This window comes from Neobacillus niacini (assembly GCF_036961885.1).
GTDB lineage: Bacteria > Bacillota > Bacilli > Bacillales > Cytobacillaceae > Neobacillus > Neobacillus niacini_H.
Genome location: NZ_JBALNQ010000090.1, coordinates 1 through 17,980, shown reverse-complemented (window position 1 = coordinate 17,980; position 17,980 = coordinate 1). Strand labels below are relative to the sequence as shown.

Annotated in this window: 13 protein-coding genes and 1 pseudogene; 13 read left to right on the top strand and 1 reads right to left on the bottom strand. The window is 36.2% G+C overall.

All coding sequences use genetic code 11. The features are described from left to right. Positions 1 to 89 precede the first annotated feature (89 nt). From V7124_RS25785 to V7124_RS25770, 4 genes are all read left to right on the top strand, one after another. Positions 90 to 449 (top strand): Rid family detoxifying hydrolase, encoded by a 360-nt coding sequence (locus V7124_RS25785; RefSeq protein ID WP_335494742.1) that lies wholly within the window; start codon positions 90 to 92, stop codon positions 447 to 449. 341 nt (positions 450 to 790) lie between these two features. Then, the gene (locus V7124_RS25780) at positions 791 to 2,113 is read left to right on the top strand and encodes an aromatic amino acid transport family protein (protein WP_335494738.1); all 1,323 of its coding nucleotides are present in this window, start codon (positions 791 to 793) and stop codon (positions 2,111 to 2,113) included. Between the two features lie 83 nt (positions 2,114 to 2,196). Beyond that, positions 2,197 to 3,432 (top strand): MalY/PatB family protein, encoded by a 1,236-nt coding sequence (locus tag V7124_RS25775; RefSeq protein ID WP_335494734.1) that lies wholly within the window; start codon positions 2,197 to 2,199, stop codon positions 3,430 to 3,432. 435 nt (positions 3,433 to 3,867) lie between these two features. Continuing rightward, positions 3,868 to 5,115, top strand: coding sequence for an amidohydrolase family protein (locus V7124_RS25770; RefSeq protein WP_335418760.1), 1,248 nt, complete (start codon positions 3,868 to 3,870; stop codon positions 5,113 to 5,115). Between the two features lie 40 nt (positions 5,116 to 5,155). Here the strand turns inward: V7124_RS25770 and V7124_RS25765 are convergent, their stop codons facing one another. Further along, on the bottom strand, positions 5,156 to 6,325 hold the full coding sequence (locus V7124_RS25765) for an MFS transporter (protein WP_335418756.1): 1,170 nt from the start codon (positions 6,323 to 6,325) through the stop codon (positions 5,156 to 5,158). 208 nt (positions 6,326 to 6,533) lie between these two features. Here V7124_RS25765 and V7124_RS25760 point away from each other — a divergent pair, with 208 nt between their 5' ends. The 9 genes and pseudogenes from V7124_RS25760 to V7124_RS25720 all read left to right on the top strand — a co-directional run bounded on the left by V7124_RS25760 (position 6,534) and on the right by V7124_RS25720 (position 17,742). Then, positions 6,534 to 7,883 (top strand): YhgE/Pip domain-containing protein, encoded by a 1,350-nt coding sequence (locus V7124_RS25760; protein WP_335418752.1) that lies wholly within the window; start codon positions 6,534 to 6,536, stop codon positions 7,881 to 7,883. 1,306 nt (positions 7,884 to 9,189) lie between these two features. Beyond that, positions 9,190 to 9,474 (top strand): annotated as a pseudogene (locus V7124_RS25755) (sensor histidine kinase); the annotation flags it as partial. A 592-nt stretch (positions 9,475 to 10,066) separates the two neighbouring features. Next, positions 10,067 to 11,602, top strand: coding sequence for a class I adenylate-forming enzyme family protein (locus V7124_RS25750; RefSeq protein ID WP_335419885.1), 1,536 nt, complete (start codon positions 10,067 to 10,069; stop codon positions 11,600 to 11,602). A gap of 47 nt (positions 11,603 to 11,649) precedes the next feature. Then, the gene (locus tag V7124_RS25745) at positions 11,650 to 12,423 is read left to right on the top strand and encodes a response regulator transcription factor (RefSeq protein ID WP_335419889.1); all 774 of its coding nucleotides are present in this window, start codon (positions 11,650 to 11,652) and stop codon (positions 12,421 to 12,423) included. A gap of 642 nt (positions 12,424 to 13,065) precedes the next feature. Beyond that, the gene (locus tag V7124_RS25740; protein ID WP_335419892.1) at positions 13,066 to 14,355 is read left to right on the top strand and encodes an L-lactate MFS transporter; all 1,290 of its coding nucleotides are present in this window, start codon (positions 13,066 to 13,068) and stop codon (positions 14,353 to 14,355) included. Between the two features lie 16 nt (positions 14,356 to 14,371). Next, positions 14,372 to 15,085, top strand: coding sequence for a CoA transferase subunit A (locus tag V7124_RS25735; protein WP_335419895.1), 714 nt, complete (start codon positions 14,372 to 14,374; stop codon positions 15,083 to 15,085). A 13-nt stretch (positions 15,086 to 15,098) separates the two neighbouring features. After that, entirely contained in the window at positions 15,099 to 15,770 is a 672-nt protein-coding gene (locus V7124_RS25730) for a 3-oxoacid CoA-transferase subunit B (protein WP_335419898.1), read from the top strand. Positions 15,771 to 15,948: 178 nt separating this feature from the next. Beyond that, on the top strand, positions 15,949 to 16,722 hold the full coding sequence (locus V7124_RS25725) for a short-chain-enoyl-CoA hydratase (RefSeq protein ID WP_335419902.1): 774 nt from the start codon (positions 15,949 to 15,951) through the stop codon (positions 16,720 to 16,722). Positions 16,723 to 16,902: 180 nt separating this feature from the next. Then, entirely contained in the window at positions 16,903 to 17,742 is an 840-nt protein-coding gene (locus V7124_RS25720; RefSeq protein WP_335494731.1) for a 3-hydroxybutyryl-CoA dehydrogenase, read from the top strand. The last annotated feature ends 238 nt before the right edge of the window (positions 17,743 to 17,980 follow it).

Here is a 17,980-nt window from a genome sequence, read left to right as displayed (position 1 = left end):
AAATTTTTATCAAAAAGTAATTGCTTTTTGAAGAATATGATAATAAACTATTATTATAGTAATAAAAAACATACAAGGAAGTGCTTAGCATGGAAAATACAATTAAAGCAGTCGGTCCTTATTCTTCCTACAGGAAATCTGGTAATCTTTTATTTATTTCCGGTCAACTACCAATCGATCCAAATACAAATGCTATTGTATCTAACAACATTGATGATCAAGCAAAACAGTCTTTGCAAAACTTAAGGGCACTATTAGAAGAACTAAACTTAGATATGTCTGCGATTGTAAAAACAACTGTTTTTTTGAGTGATATTAAGGATTTCAATACAGTAAATGAAATTTATAGTAGATTTTTTGAAAGCCCTTACCCAGCTAGATCAGCGTTCCAGGTTGCAGCATTACCAAAAGGTGCATTGATAGAAGTTGAGGCAATTGCCCAAGTCTAGATATAAGAATAGTTCTATCATTTTCCTAATTATTTAAATTTTTTAATTTAGTTGAGTGATAGACCCGATGCCTTTGGTTAAATTTTAGATACACGAACCGTCTTTATTTATTAAACTCTTTTGAAAACGCTTCACCGAAAGGGGTGATTGGCTTAATACAAGTGTTCGGACGGATATGGTAAAAAAGGATTGTTGGAATTATAGTTTTAATATACTTAGAAGGCTAGAATCTATTGAATATTTAATAAAAGTTTTATTCATTTAACTAGATAAAAAAATGGAACATTTAAAAGGCGTTTTCATATAAGCTCTATTGCAAACCAAAAAAGGAGGCTTCATACATGATAGACGAAATTAAATTGGTAGAGGAAAGTCCCATGGCAAAAACTAGGTCACGTGCGGAGATGACCGAAGCAGAATGGAAAGCAGTGACCAAGTTTGACAGCACCGATTGGGGCTGGGTTATTATGAGTATTGGGATGGCAATTGGTGCAGGGATTGTATTCTTACCTGTACAAATTGGTTTGGTTGGTTTATGGGTTTTTCTATTATCGTCTGTTATTGCGTATCCCGCTTTATTCTTATTACAAAAATTATTTATTAATACGTTAGCAGAGTCTCCAAAAGGTGGGGATTATCCTAGTGTTATCAGTAATTACTTAGGGAAGAACTGGGGCTTTTTGTTAGGACTCTTATACTTTTTAATGATTGTAGTGGGGCTGTTCTCCTATTCACTTGCTATAACAAATGATAGCGCCTCCTTTTTACATTCATTTGGTGTAACGGAAACGGTATTATCAACCAATCCTTTTTATGGATTAGCGCTTATCTGTATTCTAGTTGCATTAGCATCCCGTGGCGAAAAGTTGCTTTTTAAAATCTCTTCAGGCATGGTACTTGTCAAGTTAGGTGTAGTCGTTGTTTTGGGAGTCGTGATGATTCAACATTGGGATTTTGCCAATATCGGAGCATTTCCGGATTTAGGTTACTTAGTAAAGCAAACCATTATCATGATGCCGTTTACTGTATTTTCCATCCTATTTGTCCAAAGCTTAAGTCCAATGGTTATTTCTTATCGTTCGCATAATAAATCCATTGAAGTAGCTCGTTTTAAAGCACATCGAGCTATGAAAATTGCCTTCTGGGTTCTGTTCTTTTCGGTCTTTTTCTATGCGGTATCTTTCAACCTTTCAATGTCACATGAACAGGCTGTTATGGCAGCTGAGCAAAATATTTCAGCACTGGCGATGGCAGCACAAGGGAATGATGGCAATTGGCTTAAAATACTTAGTTTTGTCTTAAATATTTTTGCCGTCATGACTGCGTTTTTCGGTATATTCCTAGGATTCAAGGAATCAAGCCAAGGGATTGTCATTAATATCCTTACCCGTTTTATGCCGGAAGAGCGCATTAATAAAAAGGTATTATCCAATGGTATAATTGTTTTTGCAATCCTTCTTGCATGGGGAGTTGTTGCGTTGAATCTGCCAATCCTACTCCTATTTAAATATTCAGGGGCGATTATCGCTTTAGTTGCCTGTATTATTCCTGTTTATCTAGTATGCAAAGTGCCATTTTTAGCAAAATACAGAAAACCATCTTTAATCTTAATTACTTTTATTGGTGTGCTTTTAATTCTTTCTCCGATCCTCTCATCTTGGTAAAAAATAAGTGGCGGTTTGGACTTTTCGGAAGGGGGATCAAGTGTCCTCCTTCTATATGAAGAAACTTTTAAGGAGTGAAAAAAGTGAAATACAATTTTGACGAAATTATTGAACGTAAAGGCACAAATGCCATGAACACAGACGGCTTTAGGGAATATATTTTTAAAGCAACAAAAGACATGGTTTTCCCATACAAAGATGAAGAATTTATTCGTATGTGGGTAGCTGATATGGAGTTTGCTGCACCTCCTGAAGTGATCCAAGCCATCAAAGACCGTGCAGATCAACGGATTTTTGGCTATACAAAGGTATTTGATCCAAACTATTATCATGCTTTCTCCAATTGGACGAAGCACCATTATGACTGGACTTTTGAAAAAGAGCACTTGGTATTTTCGCACGGAATTGTTCCCGCATTGTTTGAGTTGGTGGGATATATTTGCAAACCAGACGAGAAGGTTTTAATCGTTACGCCATCTTATGCGTATTTCAAGTATGCTGTAGATTTCCATAATATTGAATTGGTAACATCTGATCTAGTGAACCAAGATGGGTACTATACAATGGATTTTGATGATTTAGAAGCGAAAGCGAAGGATGAAAAAGTTACTTTATGTATTTTCTGTAATCCTCATAACCCAACAGGACGTGTGTGGACAACTGAGGAATTAAAGCGATTTGGCGACATTTGCCTTGAGAATAATCTAACTATTATTTCAGATGAAATTCATTGTGACTTGCTTAGAAATGAAATGACACATACTCCTTTGGCAAAGTTATTCCCAGAAACAGATAGAATCATTACTTGCATGTCTGCAAGCAAAACATTTAATCTAGCTGGGTTAATGTTCTCCAATATCATTATTCCAAATGATGAAATTAGAGGCGTATGGAAGGCTCTACATAATGATACTGAAAATCCGCTAAGCATTGCAGCAACGCAAGCTGCTTATGAGCATGGTCATGACTGGCTCAACCAATTAAAGGACTATCTAGATGACAATTTTGACTTTACGAAGCAATATTTAGAGCAACATTTACCTGAAGCTGTATATCGTATTCCCGAAGCAACTTATCTTGCTTGGGTTAATATCAGTGCATATTTGCCTAACGAAGAAAACTTACCACTATATTTTGCCAACAACGCTGGAGTCCTTCTAGAAGGAGGAAATATGTTTGTCTCCAATTCAGATGGCTACATTCGTCTTAATCTGGCATGTCCAAGATCAATTTTAACAGAGGGACTAAAACGAATTAGTGAAGTGTTGCAAAATGTGAACGAAAACAAGGCGTGTTGTGAACTGCAATCTGTTAAGTAGAAGGTAAGAATAATACAAATAAGTAGAAATAAAAACAAGTGGACAGGTTTTAAACTGGCATCTTTGTCAAGGAAACTATAGAAAAGAGATTATTCAACTAAAAGATGATTCCTATATTGAATAGGAGTCATCTTTTTTAAATTCATTGAGCTTTAGAGAAGGACTTGCATCAGTTTACTGAACTGGTGGGAGGTCTTTTTTTTATATTGGCGGTCATATGAGCGTAAATATTCATGTTTGTGTTAATGTCTGTATGCCCTAAGCGTTTAATTTCTATTTAGGCAGTCGTACCGTTTTGAAATAAGACGCGATGATTTATCTCTTCTTGCATTTGGTATAATAGTTAATGTAACAGGTATTATTGATACTATTTGATAGAATCAATAGATAGGACTAAAGCGTTATAGTAATACACTTTAAAGGAGTCATGTATTGATGAAAAAATTTATTAATGCGACGATATATGGAGACCAGGAATCTCACGAAATTTTAGTAGAAAACGGTCAATTTAAAGCAATAGGTAATGATTTAGAAAACGCTGCTGAAGTAATAGATTTAAATGGCCGTTTCGTGTTGCCACCTTATGTTGATCCTCATTTACACCTAGATTATATCTTTTCAGGGCTAGGCGAAGGAAATGCAAATGTTTCAGGTACGTTATTTGAAGGTATCCAGCGTTGGAGTGATAATAAGAAGTCATTGACAGAAGAATTAGTACGGGACCGTGCGATTAAAGGGATTCAAAAAGAAGTGAGTAAAGGGGTACAATTTATTCGTTCACATGTAGATATTACGGATCCCAATTTAACAGGGATGAAAGCTTTAATTAAACTCCGTGAAGAACTGAAAGATATCGTTACATTACAACTTGTAGCATTTCCTCAAGAAGGATTCTTTCGATATAAAGGTGCAGAACAATTAATGGAAGAGGCACTTAAAATGGGGGCTGACGTAGCAGGAGGAATCCCTCACTTTGAAATCTCATATGAGCATGGTGTTGAATCATTAAAACGTATTGTAGACATAGCAATAAAATATAACGTCATGATTGATATTCACTGTGATGAGAACGACGACCCAAATAGTCGATTTTTAGAAGTGTTAAACGCGCTTGTGATGGAAAAAGACTATGGTACATACACCACAGCAAGCCATACATGCAGCTTTGGTTCAGTAGAAAACAGTTATGCAAATAAAATGTTAGGTTTATTTAAAGAATCACAAATTAGCTTTATTTCTTGCCCAACCGAAAACGCACATTTACAAGGACGTGGCGATACTTATCCGAAACGTCGTGGCCTAACACGAGTTAAAGAGTTATTAAATAACGGAAATAATGTCGCGTTTGCCCAGGATTCAATTGCAGATTATTGGTATCCATTAGGAAATGGGAACATGATGAATATTTTAGACAACGGGATTCATTTAGCTCATTACACACACATTGATGAAATCAATAGGGCGTTTGACTTGATCACATACCACGGAGCAAACATTATGAGAGTGAACGATGAGTATGGTATTGAAGCTGGAAAGCCTGCTAACTTTATCGTTTTAGATGCACAAGATGCTTATGAAGCAATTCGTGAACGTGCAGAAGTACTGGCATCCATTCGCAACGGTGAATATCTCTTCAAACGTGAACCACGAAAAAATGAAATTGAAATAGATTTCTTTAAATAGGAAAAGAAATATACATTAAAAGAGCGCAACTTGAGATAACTCAAATTGCGCTCTTTGGTTTATAAGAAGTCTTTTTCTTATTGCTAATAGAAATGACGACAGTAATGAATGATAAGATGATGAATATTCCACCTGCAAATGGATTTACTTCGACTGAAAGTGTATCTACAATTCCAGCTCCAATCACTGAACCAACAGCGACACCTAAATGAAGAGCTGAATTATTCAAGCTTTGCTGAATTTCCGATGATTCAGGCGCTATTTCAATTAAATAAGATTGCATGGCTGGTGAAATCGCCCAACTGAGGATCCCCCAAATGATAATGATGGTGAGGAATACTGGAAAGAAATCTGTTGAATATGGAAAAATAAAGAATATAGCACTAAAAACGACTAGGGCAATAACCATTGTTTTTCTTGATCCCCATAAATCTGCCATTACACCGCCAAGACCTCCACCGACTACAGCAGAAAAACCAAAAATGAAATAGATAACACTAATCCAAGTAGCATTAAAATCAGAGGTTGATTCTAAATAAGGCTTAAAATAGGCATACATAATTGTATGGCCTGTCATATAGAGGAATGTCGTTGTCAGCCCTAAAGTGATTTTGGTATTTTTTAATGTTGCAAGCTGCTGCCTCAACGGAATTTGAGGTTTCGGTTGTATACTTCCCATTAATACATGAACGCCAATAATTGATAATGCTGTTAATATCGTTATAAGTACGAAAGGAGCTCTCCAGCCAAAACGATCTCCGATGATAAGCCCAAGCGGTACCCCTAAAACTAACGAAGCACTTACTCCCACAGAGACGATCCCAATGGCCCTGCCTTTAAACTGTTCTCCTACTAAGCTTGGAGCCATAACTAAACACAATATGATTAATAGCGCTCCACTTAACGCTAAAATGATTCTACCTATAAACAAAATAGAAAAAGTAGGTGAAAATACGGTTACGATACAGCCAATTAAAAAGATGTACAAACAAACTAATGTTAGCCGTTTTCTTTCTATTTTAGCTGTCATGACAAGTAAAATTGGTGCTGCAACTGCAAAAATGACAGCAAAAACAGTGATTAGCAAACCGGCTTGGCCGATGCTTACATGTAAATCCTCTGCAATCAAATCTAAAATCCCGCTAATGATCAGTTCGACCAGACCTATAATAAAGGCTATGATCATTAAAAAATAAATACGCTTATCCATGTTGTCTCCTTCCTAGATATATCCCAAACTATATACTATCCTTTTTAAAGAGGTAACTCAACTGTTCCAAAATAATAGAGATAGCACTTACAAGGGTTTCCATTGGCTACGATCATAAAAATTATTAATTCTCCTTTTTAATATTCTCATTTAATAAAGCAAATAACTAATGATAATAAAGTAATTTCAAAATAAGGGGAATAACACCGTGAAACGTTTGTTTAAGTTGAGTTCTACTTGGTTTCCTATTTGGTGTATTTTATTACTCATGTTGGTTATGGTGGCAGTTTACATACCTGTCTTTGGAGGTTCGAATCAAAATTTAACAGATGTCCCTTTAATTATTGTGAACGAAGATAAGGGCAAGGCGGGAGATGCAATTTTATTAAATCTGATTGAAGCGCAAAATGGAAATTCCTTTAAATGGGATGTAGTGAAAACGAAGGATATGGCAGTGAGCGATTTAAAAGATAATAAAGCATATGGTGCATTAGTGATTCCTGCTGATTATTCTGTACAGCTTTCCCAAGTACATGAATTACTTATATCCGGAAAAGGATTTGGAAAACCGGCAAAATTAGGCATTTTATTGAATGAAGGGGTTGGCCAATCAGCTTCCTTGATTGCAAGCAATACATTACAAACAGTTGTAAAAGCCACTTCGAATGGGATTAGCAGTCACTTTAAAAGTGAATTAATCCAAAAAGGGACTACTGTATCGCCTATGAGCGCATCTTTATTAGATCGACCAGTACAATTTACCACGAAAAATGTACTGGGGCTGTCGGTCAATTTAAATAAAGGTATGACTCCATTCGTGATGAGCATCATTGCTTCTATAACAGGGTTGGTGGGAGCCAATATGATTCGTGGGTACCTTGTGAAGAGCAATGGGATTCTTAGAAAGAAGGGCTCCCCTTTACCTGAGTCGCAAATTCTTGCATCCGCATTGATATTGGCGATCTTATTAGCATTTTTTGGCTCCGTTATTTTGCAATTGTCGGTATTTGGATTTTTTGGTAGTACACATGCTTCTAGCATTTGGTATATTTTCCTGTTTTCCTTTTTCTGTTGCTTAACCATGCTCTTCTTATTTAAGGCTGTTGCATTATTATTAGGCGGCTGGGGAATTTTGGTGATGTTCCCAATCAATTTTATGGGGATTTTTTCAAGTGGTGGAGCCTTCCCCCTTTCGACCTTGCCACCGGTTCATCGCCTTTTTAGTTTTATTTTACCTACTAGATATATGGTAGATGGTATGAGAGCGCTACTATATTATCAAGGAAGAATGCAAGCAGGGCTAAGTGAAGCATTATGGGCCTTATCTATTTACTTTGTTGTCTCATTGGCTATTATTATTGCCTTCATAAGCATTGAGCAAAAAAGAGAGAGGGAACATGTAGCTGCCATACAAGTAGAAAAAGTTGGAATCCAATTGGATAATGAACTTCATTATATGCAACAGGCTCATAATACTACGAAAAATGATGAAAATTCCAGGCACGATAAAGAGTTTCGGAATGCCTTAAAATCATTACATGATAAAGATAATAAATAAAGGTTTTTGCAAAATTGACGTTTAATGTACGAACCGTCCCTAGAACGACATCGCTTTTTGCATATTCTTCTTCTAATTCTTGCACATTCCATTTTGCAAACGCCTCTGCAAGAAGCGATGTATATGTAGGTTGTAAAGAGTGTATTTTGACAAATACAGGCATGCCATTAGATGTTTAAATATAAAAATTACTTAATAAATTTTATATTGTTTTAATAATCTTTACTTTCTGGTTTTATTTGTAAAGGGGAATTAGACATTTTTATTTAAATTATACGGGGTGGAAAAACACGGAAAGTATCAGAGAGGACAAAATAGAAAGCGTAATTATTTTCTTAGAATAGATTTGTTTGGGGTTTATATAAAAATTTCATTTGTTGCAAAATTCTACAAATACGTAACGAAGCAGTAAAAGAAGAAGTAGCAGTTGAAGAAACAGAAGCACCAGCAGCTGAAGATGGCCAAGTAGAAGAAGGTACGGAAGCCGTTGAAGAAGACGTAGCAGTTGACGAAACAGAAGCACCAACAGCAGAAAATGACTCTAGTACATGGGTAGATGAAACATATCAATTTATCTTTAATGGCTATCAAAGCCTCATTGGATACTATAAATCCCTTATTGAACAAAATTTAGCTCAAACAAGTGAAGAATCTGAAAACGTTGAAGCAATTGATGTAGTATCCGATATATCTGCTGATGCCGGTGAAACAGATACAACAACTTTAGAGGCAGATACATCCCAAGACATCTCTGTTGATAACGCAAATACAGATCTAACAAATGATACTGACGTAAATCTAGAAAGCCCAGTCGTTGTAGAAAATGAAGATCAACCTTCTGACGTAGAAACATCAGAGCAAGAAACCGTAGAATCAGTTGAAAATACAGTATCAGATCTTGAAGAATCAGTACAAACAGTAAATGAAGAAGAAATTTTGGCTACTGAAACAGAACAAATGAGTCAAAATGAGGTAGATAAGGAATCCGACCAAATCTCTTTTAAGGATAAAATGATAGGATACTATCAAGACCTAGTAGCATCATTTTCTAACTTTATGAACTTCTTAAAATAAGAGGGACTCTCTAGCATAATCGATTGTAGTATAAGAGTATAATAGCTTTTGAACTGAATAAAAAGAGGGAGGGGAATGAATAAAGGAGAATATTCATTCCCCCCTTTTTTGGTGTAGGGTTTCAATCTCTTGGGCTGATACAAACTTACTGGTAAGCTGTGTTTATATTTTCTGGGATACTTCTTGGCCTATGGGTCGCTATGTTAAAGGACCCATACCCGATGGTGCGGTGACGAAAGAGGGAGGAAAAATTTTTATTTCTTGTTCCCATACCTCTCATACCGTTTTGATTAAAGTAAAGGATAATGGCACCGGTATAGACGAAGAGAATATACCCAAAATATTTGATCGATTTTTTCAAGTGGACAAATCCAGGACTGAAGGAGCGGGAGCTGGTCTTGGGCTTGCTATTGCAAAATGGATTATTGACAAACATCATGGCAAAGTAAAAGTGCATAGCAAAGTTGGAGTGGGAACATGTTTTGAAATTATTTTTCCAAAGAATCAAAAGATATAAAAGAGTGCCTTTCTGGAGAGGATAGACCTCTAATAAAAGTAATTGATTTAACTAATCCATTAACCAGTAACCTCATAAAAATAGAGTATGATATGGTGAAAGTGTAACAATTAGGGAAAAGAAAATGGAAATATACAGAACTATCTTCCAAATATTTGAAGGAATGTCCGTATATGTCTATAATTATTTAAGGAGTGTTTCCAAACGGTCCATTTTCTAGAAAACAAGGAGATTTAGTGTATATAGGGAATTATTAATAATGAAGGGAAGTCGAAGGTTAGAAAGGTATGAATTAAATTCCAAAAATATTTTATGCTTTTCTTTCAATATTCGTTTTTCAATAACTCTTAGTAGTATTTATAGTTTTATTTACAGAACTTTTATTGATTTTTGGAAAATGTTTTTTAATATTTGCTATGTATTTGTCAGTCATTTACTTTATCTTAGGATTACCCGTTTCAATAATAAGACCTTTTAATAAAGAAACAGATTTATAGAATTATCATTTATCGATTAATGTAAACCTTTTCATATTTAAGAGAATAATATTTATTGATTAAATAGATGCTTTATTAGAAAGGACATGATTGTTTTGAATTTATATCAACTATTCTCGTTTTCTACAGCTCGCTATCCTGACAAACTGGCGCTTGTCCAAGATACTAGAAAATGGAGCTATTCACGACTGTCAGATGAAGTAGACAAGGTGGCTTCATCCTTGCATAGACTCGGCTTGAAGCAGGGCGATCGCGTTATGGTCCTATTAAAAAATAGAATCGAAACGGTAGTAGTGTTTTGGGCTGTTCAAAAACTAGGTGCCATTTTTGCGCCAATCAATCTTCGAGCATCTACAGAAGAAATTCTTTACTGTGTGAATGATTTGGAAACAAGATTCATCATTTTTGAAGATGCTAGTAAACATCTCATATTAAACCAAAAGTTTAGCGAACGTCCTTTGTTAATTGGACTGGAAGATTCATTAGGAGATTTTAGCTATGGAGAATTGGTCAAAAAAGGTACCACGAATGTTGAACCTTTTTCAGAACAAGATGATGACATAGCTGTTATTTTATATACCTCGGGTACTTCAGGTAAACCCAAAGGTGTGCCACGTTCCCACAAAAATGAGTATGCAGCTACCATTGCCCATATTATTCATAGTCACTATCATACATTTGAAAAAACACTAGGGATCCCATCTTTATCACATACTATTGGACTTCGTTCGCTTTTGGCCATGACGTATCTGAATGGTGCTTACTTTCCGGTTCAAAGCTTCGACACTTATCATACGCTCAAATTGATTGTAGAAGAGGAGATTAGCTGTCTGTTTCTAACGCCAACGATGTATCACGAAATTGTGAATTATCCACAGGCAAACACTTTTGATTTTTCCTCGATTCACTCAATTGTTTATTCTGGCGGTCCTATGCCCGCTAAACTAATCAGTAAGTGCGATGAACTGATGAATCCAGACTTTTTTGTTAATCTTTATGGAAGTACAGAGATTTTCACACTCAGTATCAATCAGGATATTCGAAACAAACCAGGAAGTTGTGGAAAAGCAGGTATCAATGGTCGATTGAAACTGCTTAAATTAAATCGTTTATTGGAGAGTCATTTTGACTGGGTGACCGAATCAGGTGAGGTAGGAGTAATACTTGTGGATATTAGTTCACCGGAAGCCTTTAAAGGCTATTGGAACAGACCTGATGCGACAAAAAAATCCATCAATAATGGCTGGTACTTTACAGGAGATGTCGGTTATCTTGATAAAGAAGGTGAACTTCAAGTCGTAGGTCGAACCGATGATATGATCATTTCCTGTGGCGAAAACATATACCCACAAGAAATCGAGAAGGTTTTAATTGATCATCCAAGTGTAAAAGAGGTTGTCGTTGTTGGGGAGGATGATGAAAGGTACGGACAGATTGTGACAGCCTTTATTGTGACAGATGAACAAGAATTGACTCCACAAATGCTTGATTATTTTTGTAAAATGGATGAACGGCTTCCAAATTATAAGAGACCACGTAATTACATATTTGTAAAAAATATTCCCAAAAATAGTGCAGGTAAAATATTACGACGCGAATTAAGGGATGGAAAGTACGAAGAAGTGTTATAAGAAACTGCTTACCTGACATAACATGACTAGAAATGGGGTGTGTTTTTTTGAAAGGAATCTTAATTGTGGATGATGATCTAGAGACATGGAGAAATGTCCAATCGATAATTGAAAAAAGCCCTTATATGGATTTTCCTATTCGTAAAGAAAAAACAGCAAATAAAGGACTTGAAGTCATTAAAGAAAAGAAGCCCGCTTTTCTTTTAATGGAATTATCACTTTTCGACATGGATGGGATCGAATTCGGAAAAAAGGCAAAAGAAATCCATCCAGAGCTTCATGTGATAGTCATAACCCATTTACAAATGTTCAAAACCGTCCTAGCTTGTATCAATTCTGGATTTTCCGCTTATTTACAAAAGCCTATTACGAATGGGGAGTTGGTACAGACACTTGACCGTCTACATACGGGTAGATTGCTCCATTCCGTTCCTTATTTGGAAACGAAGGAGAAACCTCCTGTTGGAGAAATGGAAACGGATCTTGGTAATCCGATTCAGACGGCCATAAAATATATCCATCTTAATTATCAAAAGCCAATACAGCTTAAGGAAGTAGCCGATCTGGTCTACCTCAGTTCATCCTATTTCAGCCGTTTATTTAAAGAAGAAACAGGACTGAATTTTGTCGAATATCTAACAAACTATCGGATAGAAAAAGCCAAGTATTTGCTCAAAATTACAACCATGCCCATTGAAACCATTGCAAATCTAACAGGATTTGCAAGCTCTGCCTATTTTGCAACCAGTTTTAAACGGAAGGAAGGGCAGACACCAAAAGAATATCGGAATATGATTACCTTTGCAGAGACCACCAATTAATGGGATGGTCTCTTTTTCTATTTTACTGTAGCTATTTAAAAATAAGAGGAGTGTGTTCCATTTTAATAAAAGGAATTTTGAAGATTACTAAGTGCAAAAAATTGAAAATAGTCAGATAAAAATTTTAAAAGATTTTTTTATTTATCCTGAGATAATGTGGTTTGCTTATCAGGTGATTTATGGGAAAAGAGAAAATCGTTTAATGCTGTACAATTCGTGACCTGATGTAAGGTTTTAAAGATGATGAATGAAGATTATAGTGATTTTTCGCTTATGATTTCACAAACTTTTTGATATGCACACCTAAAACCGCAAAAAAGTAAAACAAAAAATTGAAAATCAAGAGACAATGAATTTAAAACTTTTGACATCCATCGTCCGCTAAAATCGTTTATGAAGGCGGTTACATTTTAAACCTTCTACCATTAAAGCGTTACGAAAGATTGTAACTGCTGTAATGAAGGATTCTCTTAATACCTGCAGTTTTCTATAAACCTGTAGCTTAATTATATACTCCTGCACTATTAGAGTATGTAAGACCCAGAAAAGAAAGAGAAGAAAGGGATGTGAAATGTAAGCGGTTTCGATAAGCGAAATTTTTTTTAGCAAATCCCAAAAAATCTTTTATGGAGGATCACTACTATGGAAAATGTAAAACCAATGTATCAAAAAGAACCTAACCGTTGGCTTATTTTAGTCGTAAGTGTAATTATGAATATCTGTGTAGGCTCAGCTTATGCATGGAGTGTATTCCAAAATCCACTCATCACTAAGTTTGGATGGGGGACAACGGAGACATCACTAGCCTATACATTAAACTTAGCACTCATACCAATAGCTATGATTGTAGGTGGTAAGATACTCGATGCAAAAGGTCCTAAAATGGTCACTTTAGTTGGTGGTATCATCTTTGGCGCTGGATTCTTTTTAGCAGGTTTTTCATCATCCCTGATGGTACTTTATCTAACTTATGGCGTACTAGGTGCATTTGGGATTGGAGCCGTATATGGTTGTACTGTATCAAACACAGTTAAATGGTTCCCTGATAAAAGAGGTTTAGCAGGTGGATTAACCGCTGCAGGATTTGGCTCTGGAGCTGTTATTTTTGCCCCACTAGCTGCAACTTTGATTGGACAGTATGACGTTCTTACTACATTCAAAATTTTAGGTGTTGTCTTTTTAGTTGCCATCGTCCTTAGTTCCTTCTTTATTAAACAACCAGCACCAGGTTGGAAACTTAAGGGTTGGGAACCACCTGTCGCTACTACAACAACATCAAATACAAATAGTAAAAATGATTTAACACCTGGACAAATGTTAAAAACAGGTAAGTTCTACGTATTATGGATTATGTATGCTATCGGTACAATTTCTGGACTTATGATTATCGGTCATGCCTCACCAATCGGACAGGAACAAATTGGACTTAGCCCGCAAACAGCCGCAGTGGCAGTAAGTATTGTGGCGCTTGCAAACACATGCGGAAGAATTTTCTGGGGTTGGGTTTCCGATAAGATTGGCAGATATAATTCAATCGTTTTCATGTACATCTTGAGTGCAGTTATGTTACTTGTTTTAAATATAGCACAAAATTTACCAATGTTTCTTATTGCAACCATGAGTATAGCGCTTAGTTTCGGAGGATTTATGGGTATCATGCCTTCCGTAACTGCCGATAATTTTGGATCAAAAAGCTTGGGTATTAACTATGGAATTATTTTCACAGCGTTTGGACTCGCAGCTGTCGTAGGGCCAAGAATTGCTTCAGTTGCCAAAGAAACAAGCGGGGGCTTATACTCTTCTGCTTATATTATAGCAAGTGTCTTGAACATCATTGGAGTTGTCATTGCTTTGTATATGGTAATGAAAGTAAGGAAAGAAAAGCAAAATCCGATAAATCCTGAATTTGAAAACAAAAAAATTATTTCTTAATTGGAGGTAAGTCAAAATGGCGATCATACAAACAGTTGATCAAGCAGTTGAAAGAATAGAACATGGTATGAAGATCATGGTTGGGGGATTTCTTGGAATAGGTACTCCACTGAATATGGTTGATGCGATTGCAGAAAGAAATATTCGAGACTTAACATTAATCAGCGTCGTTGCTGGTTATCCTGGTGGAAACCATGACCTTGGTAAACTCACGGCAAACAAACAAATAAAGAAATTTATTGGCGCTCATATAGGAACAGATCCGAAAATTAGCGAGCAATACAATAACGGTGAATTAGAACTGGAACTCATTCCGATGGGAACTTGGACAGAACAAATTCGTGCAGGTGGATCTGGACTTGGTGCTGTCGTGACAAAAACAGGTCTAGGTACAGAAGTTGAGGAAGGTAGAAAGAAAATCACATTAGATGGACAGGAATATTTACTTTTCCCTCCATTGAAAGCCGACGTGGCGATTATTAAAGCTCACAAGGCAGATAGAGCTGGAAATCTTCTATATAGAGGTACATCAATCAATTCAAATCAAATTATGGCAACAGCTGCTGATTTAGTCATTGCAGAAGTGGATGAAATTGTGGAAATCGGTGAAATCGATTATAACCATGTCGGTACACCTGGAATCTTTGTTGATATTATTGTGCAAGGTAACACTTTAGAAGAAAGAAAAGAAATCTTTGAAAATCTTTGGACCGAAACAAATAGATTATAAGGGGGCTAATATGATGGATACTAGAGAATTAATAGCGAGAAGAATTGCAAAAGAATTTGAAGATGGAATGGTTGTAAATCTGGGATTTGGCATGCCAACAGCGGCTGCTAACTATCTTCCAAATCATATAAAGGTAATTTTACAAACAGAAAACGGTGGCTTGTTGTTTGGACCAAAACCACAACGCGGCAAATCAGACCCGGATTTAGGTAACTCTGGTGGTGAACCAATCACCATGTTACCAGGATCCTCTGCCTTTGATTTATCTACATCCTTTGGCATCATACGAGGGGGCCATGTGGACGCAACGGTTTTAGGTGCATTAGAAGTGGATCAGGAAGGGAATATTGCCAACTGGAAAATTCCTGGTAAGTTCATACCTGGAATGGGTGGAGGAATGGACCTTTTAGTGGGAGCTAAACGAGTTATTGTTTCATTAATGCATACAGATAAGAAGGGGAATTCTAAAATTCTTAAGAAATGTACTTTACCTTTATCAGCTGCAAAAGTTGTTGACTTAATCATTACAGATAAGGCTGTTATGGAAGTTACAAACGAAGGACTTGTTCTAAAAGAAGTCGCTCCTGGTGTCACGGTAGAAGAAGTTGTCCAAATGACAGAAGCAGAATTATTCATACCTGATTATGTTCCAGAAATGGATGTTAGTGCACTTGTTTTAGCGTAGTCTTTCTACAATCTTTTTATGAAAAGTTCATAGATTCACATTGCTTCACTAATAAAACGAGAATCTATTCATGTTAGTGTGAATGAATTAAGGAAGAGATACCAACCTTCTTAGGATGTGCGAAGCAGGTATCTTCTCCTAAATTTGTAATGAATACGGAATAGGGGGAGTGAATACCATGTTTTTTCAACATTTACTTTATGAAAAAGCGGGAAACGTTGGTTTAATCAAAATTAATCGGCCTGATGCACTGAATGCTTTAAATTCAGAAGTCCTTTATGAATTAAGTGATGTATTTGAACTTGTTGAAAATGATGAGGAAATTCGCGTTATTGTATTAACAGGGGAAGGAAAAGCCTTTGTTGCTGGTGCTGATGTTTCTGAAATGAAGGGTATGTCTAGTAAACAAGCAAGAAAGTTCAGTACATTGGGATTAAATCTTTTTAGAAGAATGGAATTATTAGAGAAACCAGTTATTGCCGCGATTAATGGATTCGCCTTAGGCGGCGGTTGTGAATTAGCACTTAGCTGTGATATACGCATTTCGTCCGAAAAAGCGAAATTTGGACAGCCAGAAGTTGGGCTCGGAATTACCCCTGGTTTTGGTGGTACACAAAGACTTCCACGTTTAATAGGAACTGCCATGGCAAAAGAATTAATTTTCACTGGAAATATGATAAACGCAGAAGAGGCTAAAAGTATCGGTTTAGTGAATCGTGTAGTTGCCCCAGAATCATTAATGGAAGAAACTTTAAAACTAGCAAATAAGATTGCCTCTGTTTCTTCTACTGCAGTGGCTTACGCTAAAGTAGCGATAAATCGGGGAGTGGAAACAGATATCGACACGGGAATCGAGGTCGAGAAGGATGTCTTTACCTTATGTTTTGCTGAAGAGGATCAAGAAGAAGGCATGAGTGCATTTCTTGAAAAAAGACAACCAGCTTTTAAATAAACTTATAGATAAGTAAAAGCGCTCTTGAGTAAAGTATAGACTTTACTCTGTGAAGAAAAGCTTCGAAGTATTCCTTATGCTTAAGGAAGTTACGTTAAGAGCAGGGCGTTTGTAGCTAGACAGTAGTCTCAGTTTAGAGATGATATTCTTCAGCTAAGGACTGTATGGGAGGAATTACAAATGAAAATAGCCGTAATTGGTGCAGGTGTAATGGGATCAGGAATTGTTCAAACGATTGCTCAAGCAGGTTACCAAGTAGTGATGAGGGATCTTGATGAAAAATTTATCGAAAGAGGATTCTCTTTTATTACAAAAAATTTAGATCGAAGTGTAAGTAAAGGAAAAATGACAGAAGCTGAAAGAGATAGCATTCTAGCTAATATTACGGGTTCAACAGATATTCAAGATATCCAGGATGTCGACTTAGTTATTGAAGCAGCAGTAGAAAACCTAGAATTAAAGAAAAAAGTTTTTTCCCAACTTGATGAAGTAGTTCATGAAGGTGCCATTTTAGCTACCAATACTTCTTCTTTATCAATTACAGTAATTGCGAACTCGACAAAACGTCCAGATAAAGTAATAGGTATGCACTTTTTCAATCCAGCTCCTGTTATGAAATTAGTTGAAGTGATTAAAGGAATTACGACATCAGAAGAAACAAACAATCTGGTTATCGAGCTAGCAGAGAAATTAGGAAAAAAAACGGTTCAGGTTGAAGAAGCTCCAGGGTTTGTTGTAAATAGAATATTAATCCCAATGATTAATGAAGCTGTTGGTATTCTTGCAGAAGGTGTTGCTACAGCAGAAAATATTGATACCGCGATGATTCACGGGGCTAACCATCCTATTGGCCCACTTGCACTAGCAGACTTAATTGGAAATGATGTATGCCTTTCCATTATGGAAGTACTTTATAAAGAATTCGGTGACTCAAAATATCGACCTCATCCATTATTACGAAAAATGGTTAGAGGTGGACAACTAGGTAGAAAATCTGGTAGAGGATTCTATCAATATTAATAGGAATTTATACAAATAAGAAAAATAGAAAAAGCATGTTCCAACTTAATGGAATATGCTTTTTGCCCCTTCATTATAATAGCCATCATTTAAAGGACATACTTTACATTTTTATGCTCACACCTGGGATGCGTTGTGGTTATTGATTTAGATTATCCGAGACACCGCCAAAACTAATACAACTATAATACATAAAAAAATGCGAAGGCTTCCTCAATTTTATTGAGGAAGCCTTCGC

What these genes read in the sequence shown, in the direction of transcription:
- V7124_RS25720 (WP_335494731.1), top strand. Translation starts at nt 16,903, where the DNA reads ATGAAAATAGCCGTAATTGGTGCAGGTGTAATGGGATCAGGAATTGTT.
- V7124_RS25765 (WP_335418756.1), bottom strand. Translation starts at nt 6,325, where the DNA reads ATGGATAAGCGTATTTATTTTTTAATGATCATAGCCTTTATTATAGGT.
- V7124_RS25785 (WP_335494742.1), top strand. Translation starts at nt 90, where the DNA reads ATGGAAAATACAATTAAAGCAGTCGGTCCTTATTCTTCCTACAGGAAA.
- V7124_RS25735 (WP_335419895.1), top strand. Translation starts at nt 14,372, where the DNA reads ATGGCGATCATACAAACAGTTGATCAAGCAGTTGAAAGAATAGAACAT.
- V7124_RS25780 (WP_335494738.1), top strand. Translation starts at nt 791, where the DNA reads ATGATAGACGAAATTAAATTGGTAGAGGAAAGTCCCATGGCAAAAACT.
- V7124_RS25770 (WP_335418760.1), top strand. Translation starts at nt 3,868, where the DNA reads ATGAAAAAATTTATTAATGCGACGATATATGGAGACCAGGAATCTCAC.
- V7124_RS25725 (WP_335419902.1), top strand. Translation starts at nt 15,949, where the DNA reads ATGTTTTTTCAACATTTACTTTATGAAAAAGCGGGAAACGTTGGTTTA.
- V7124_RS25730 (WP_335419898.1), top strand. Translation starts at nt 15,099, where the DNA reads ATGGATACTAGAGAATTAATAGCGAGAAGAATTGCAAAAGAATTTGAA.
- V7124_RS25740 (WP_335419892.1), top strand. Translation starts at nt 13,066, where the DNA reads ATGGAAAATGTAAAACCAATGTATCAAAAAGAACCTAACCGTTGGCTT.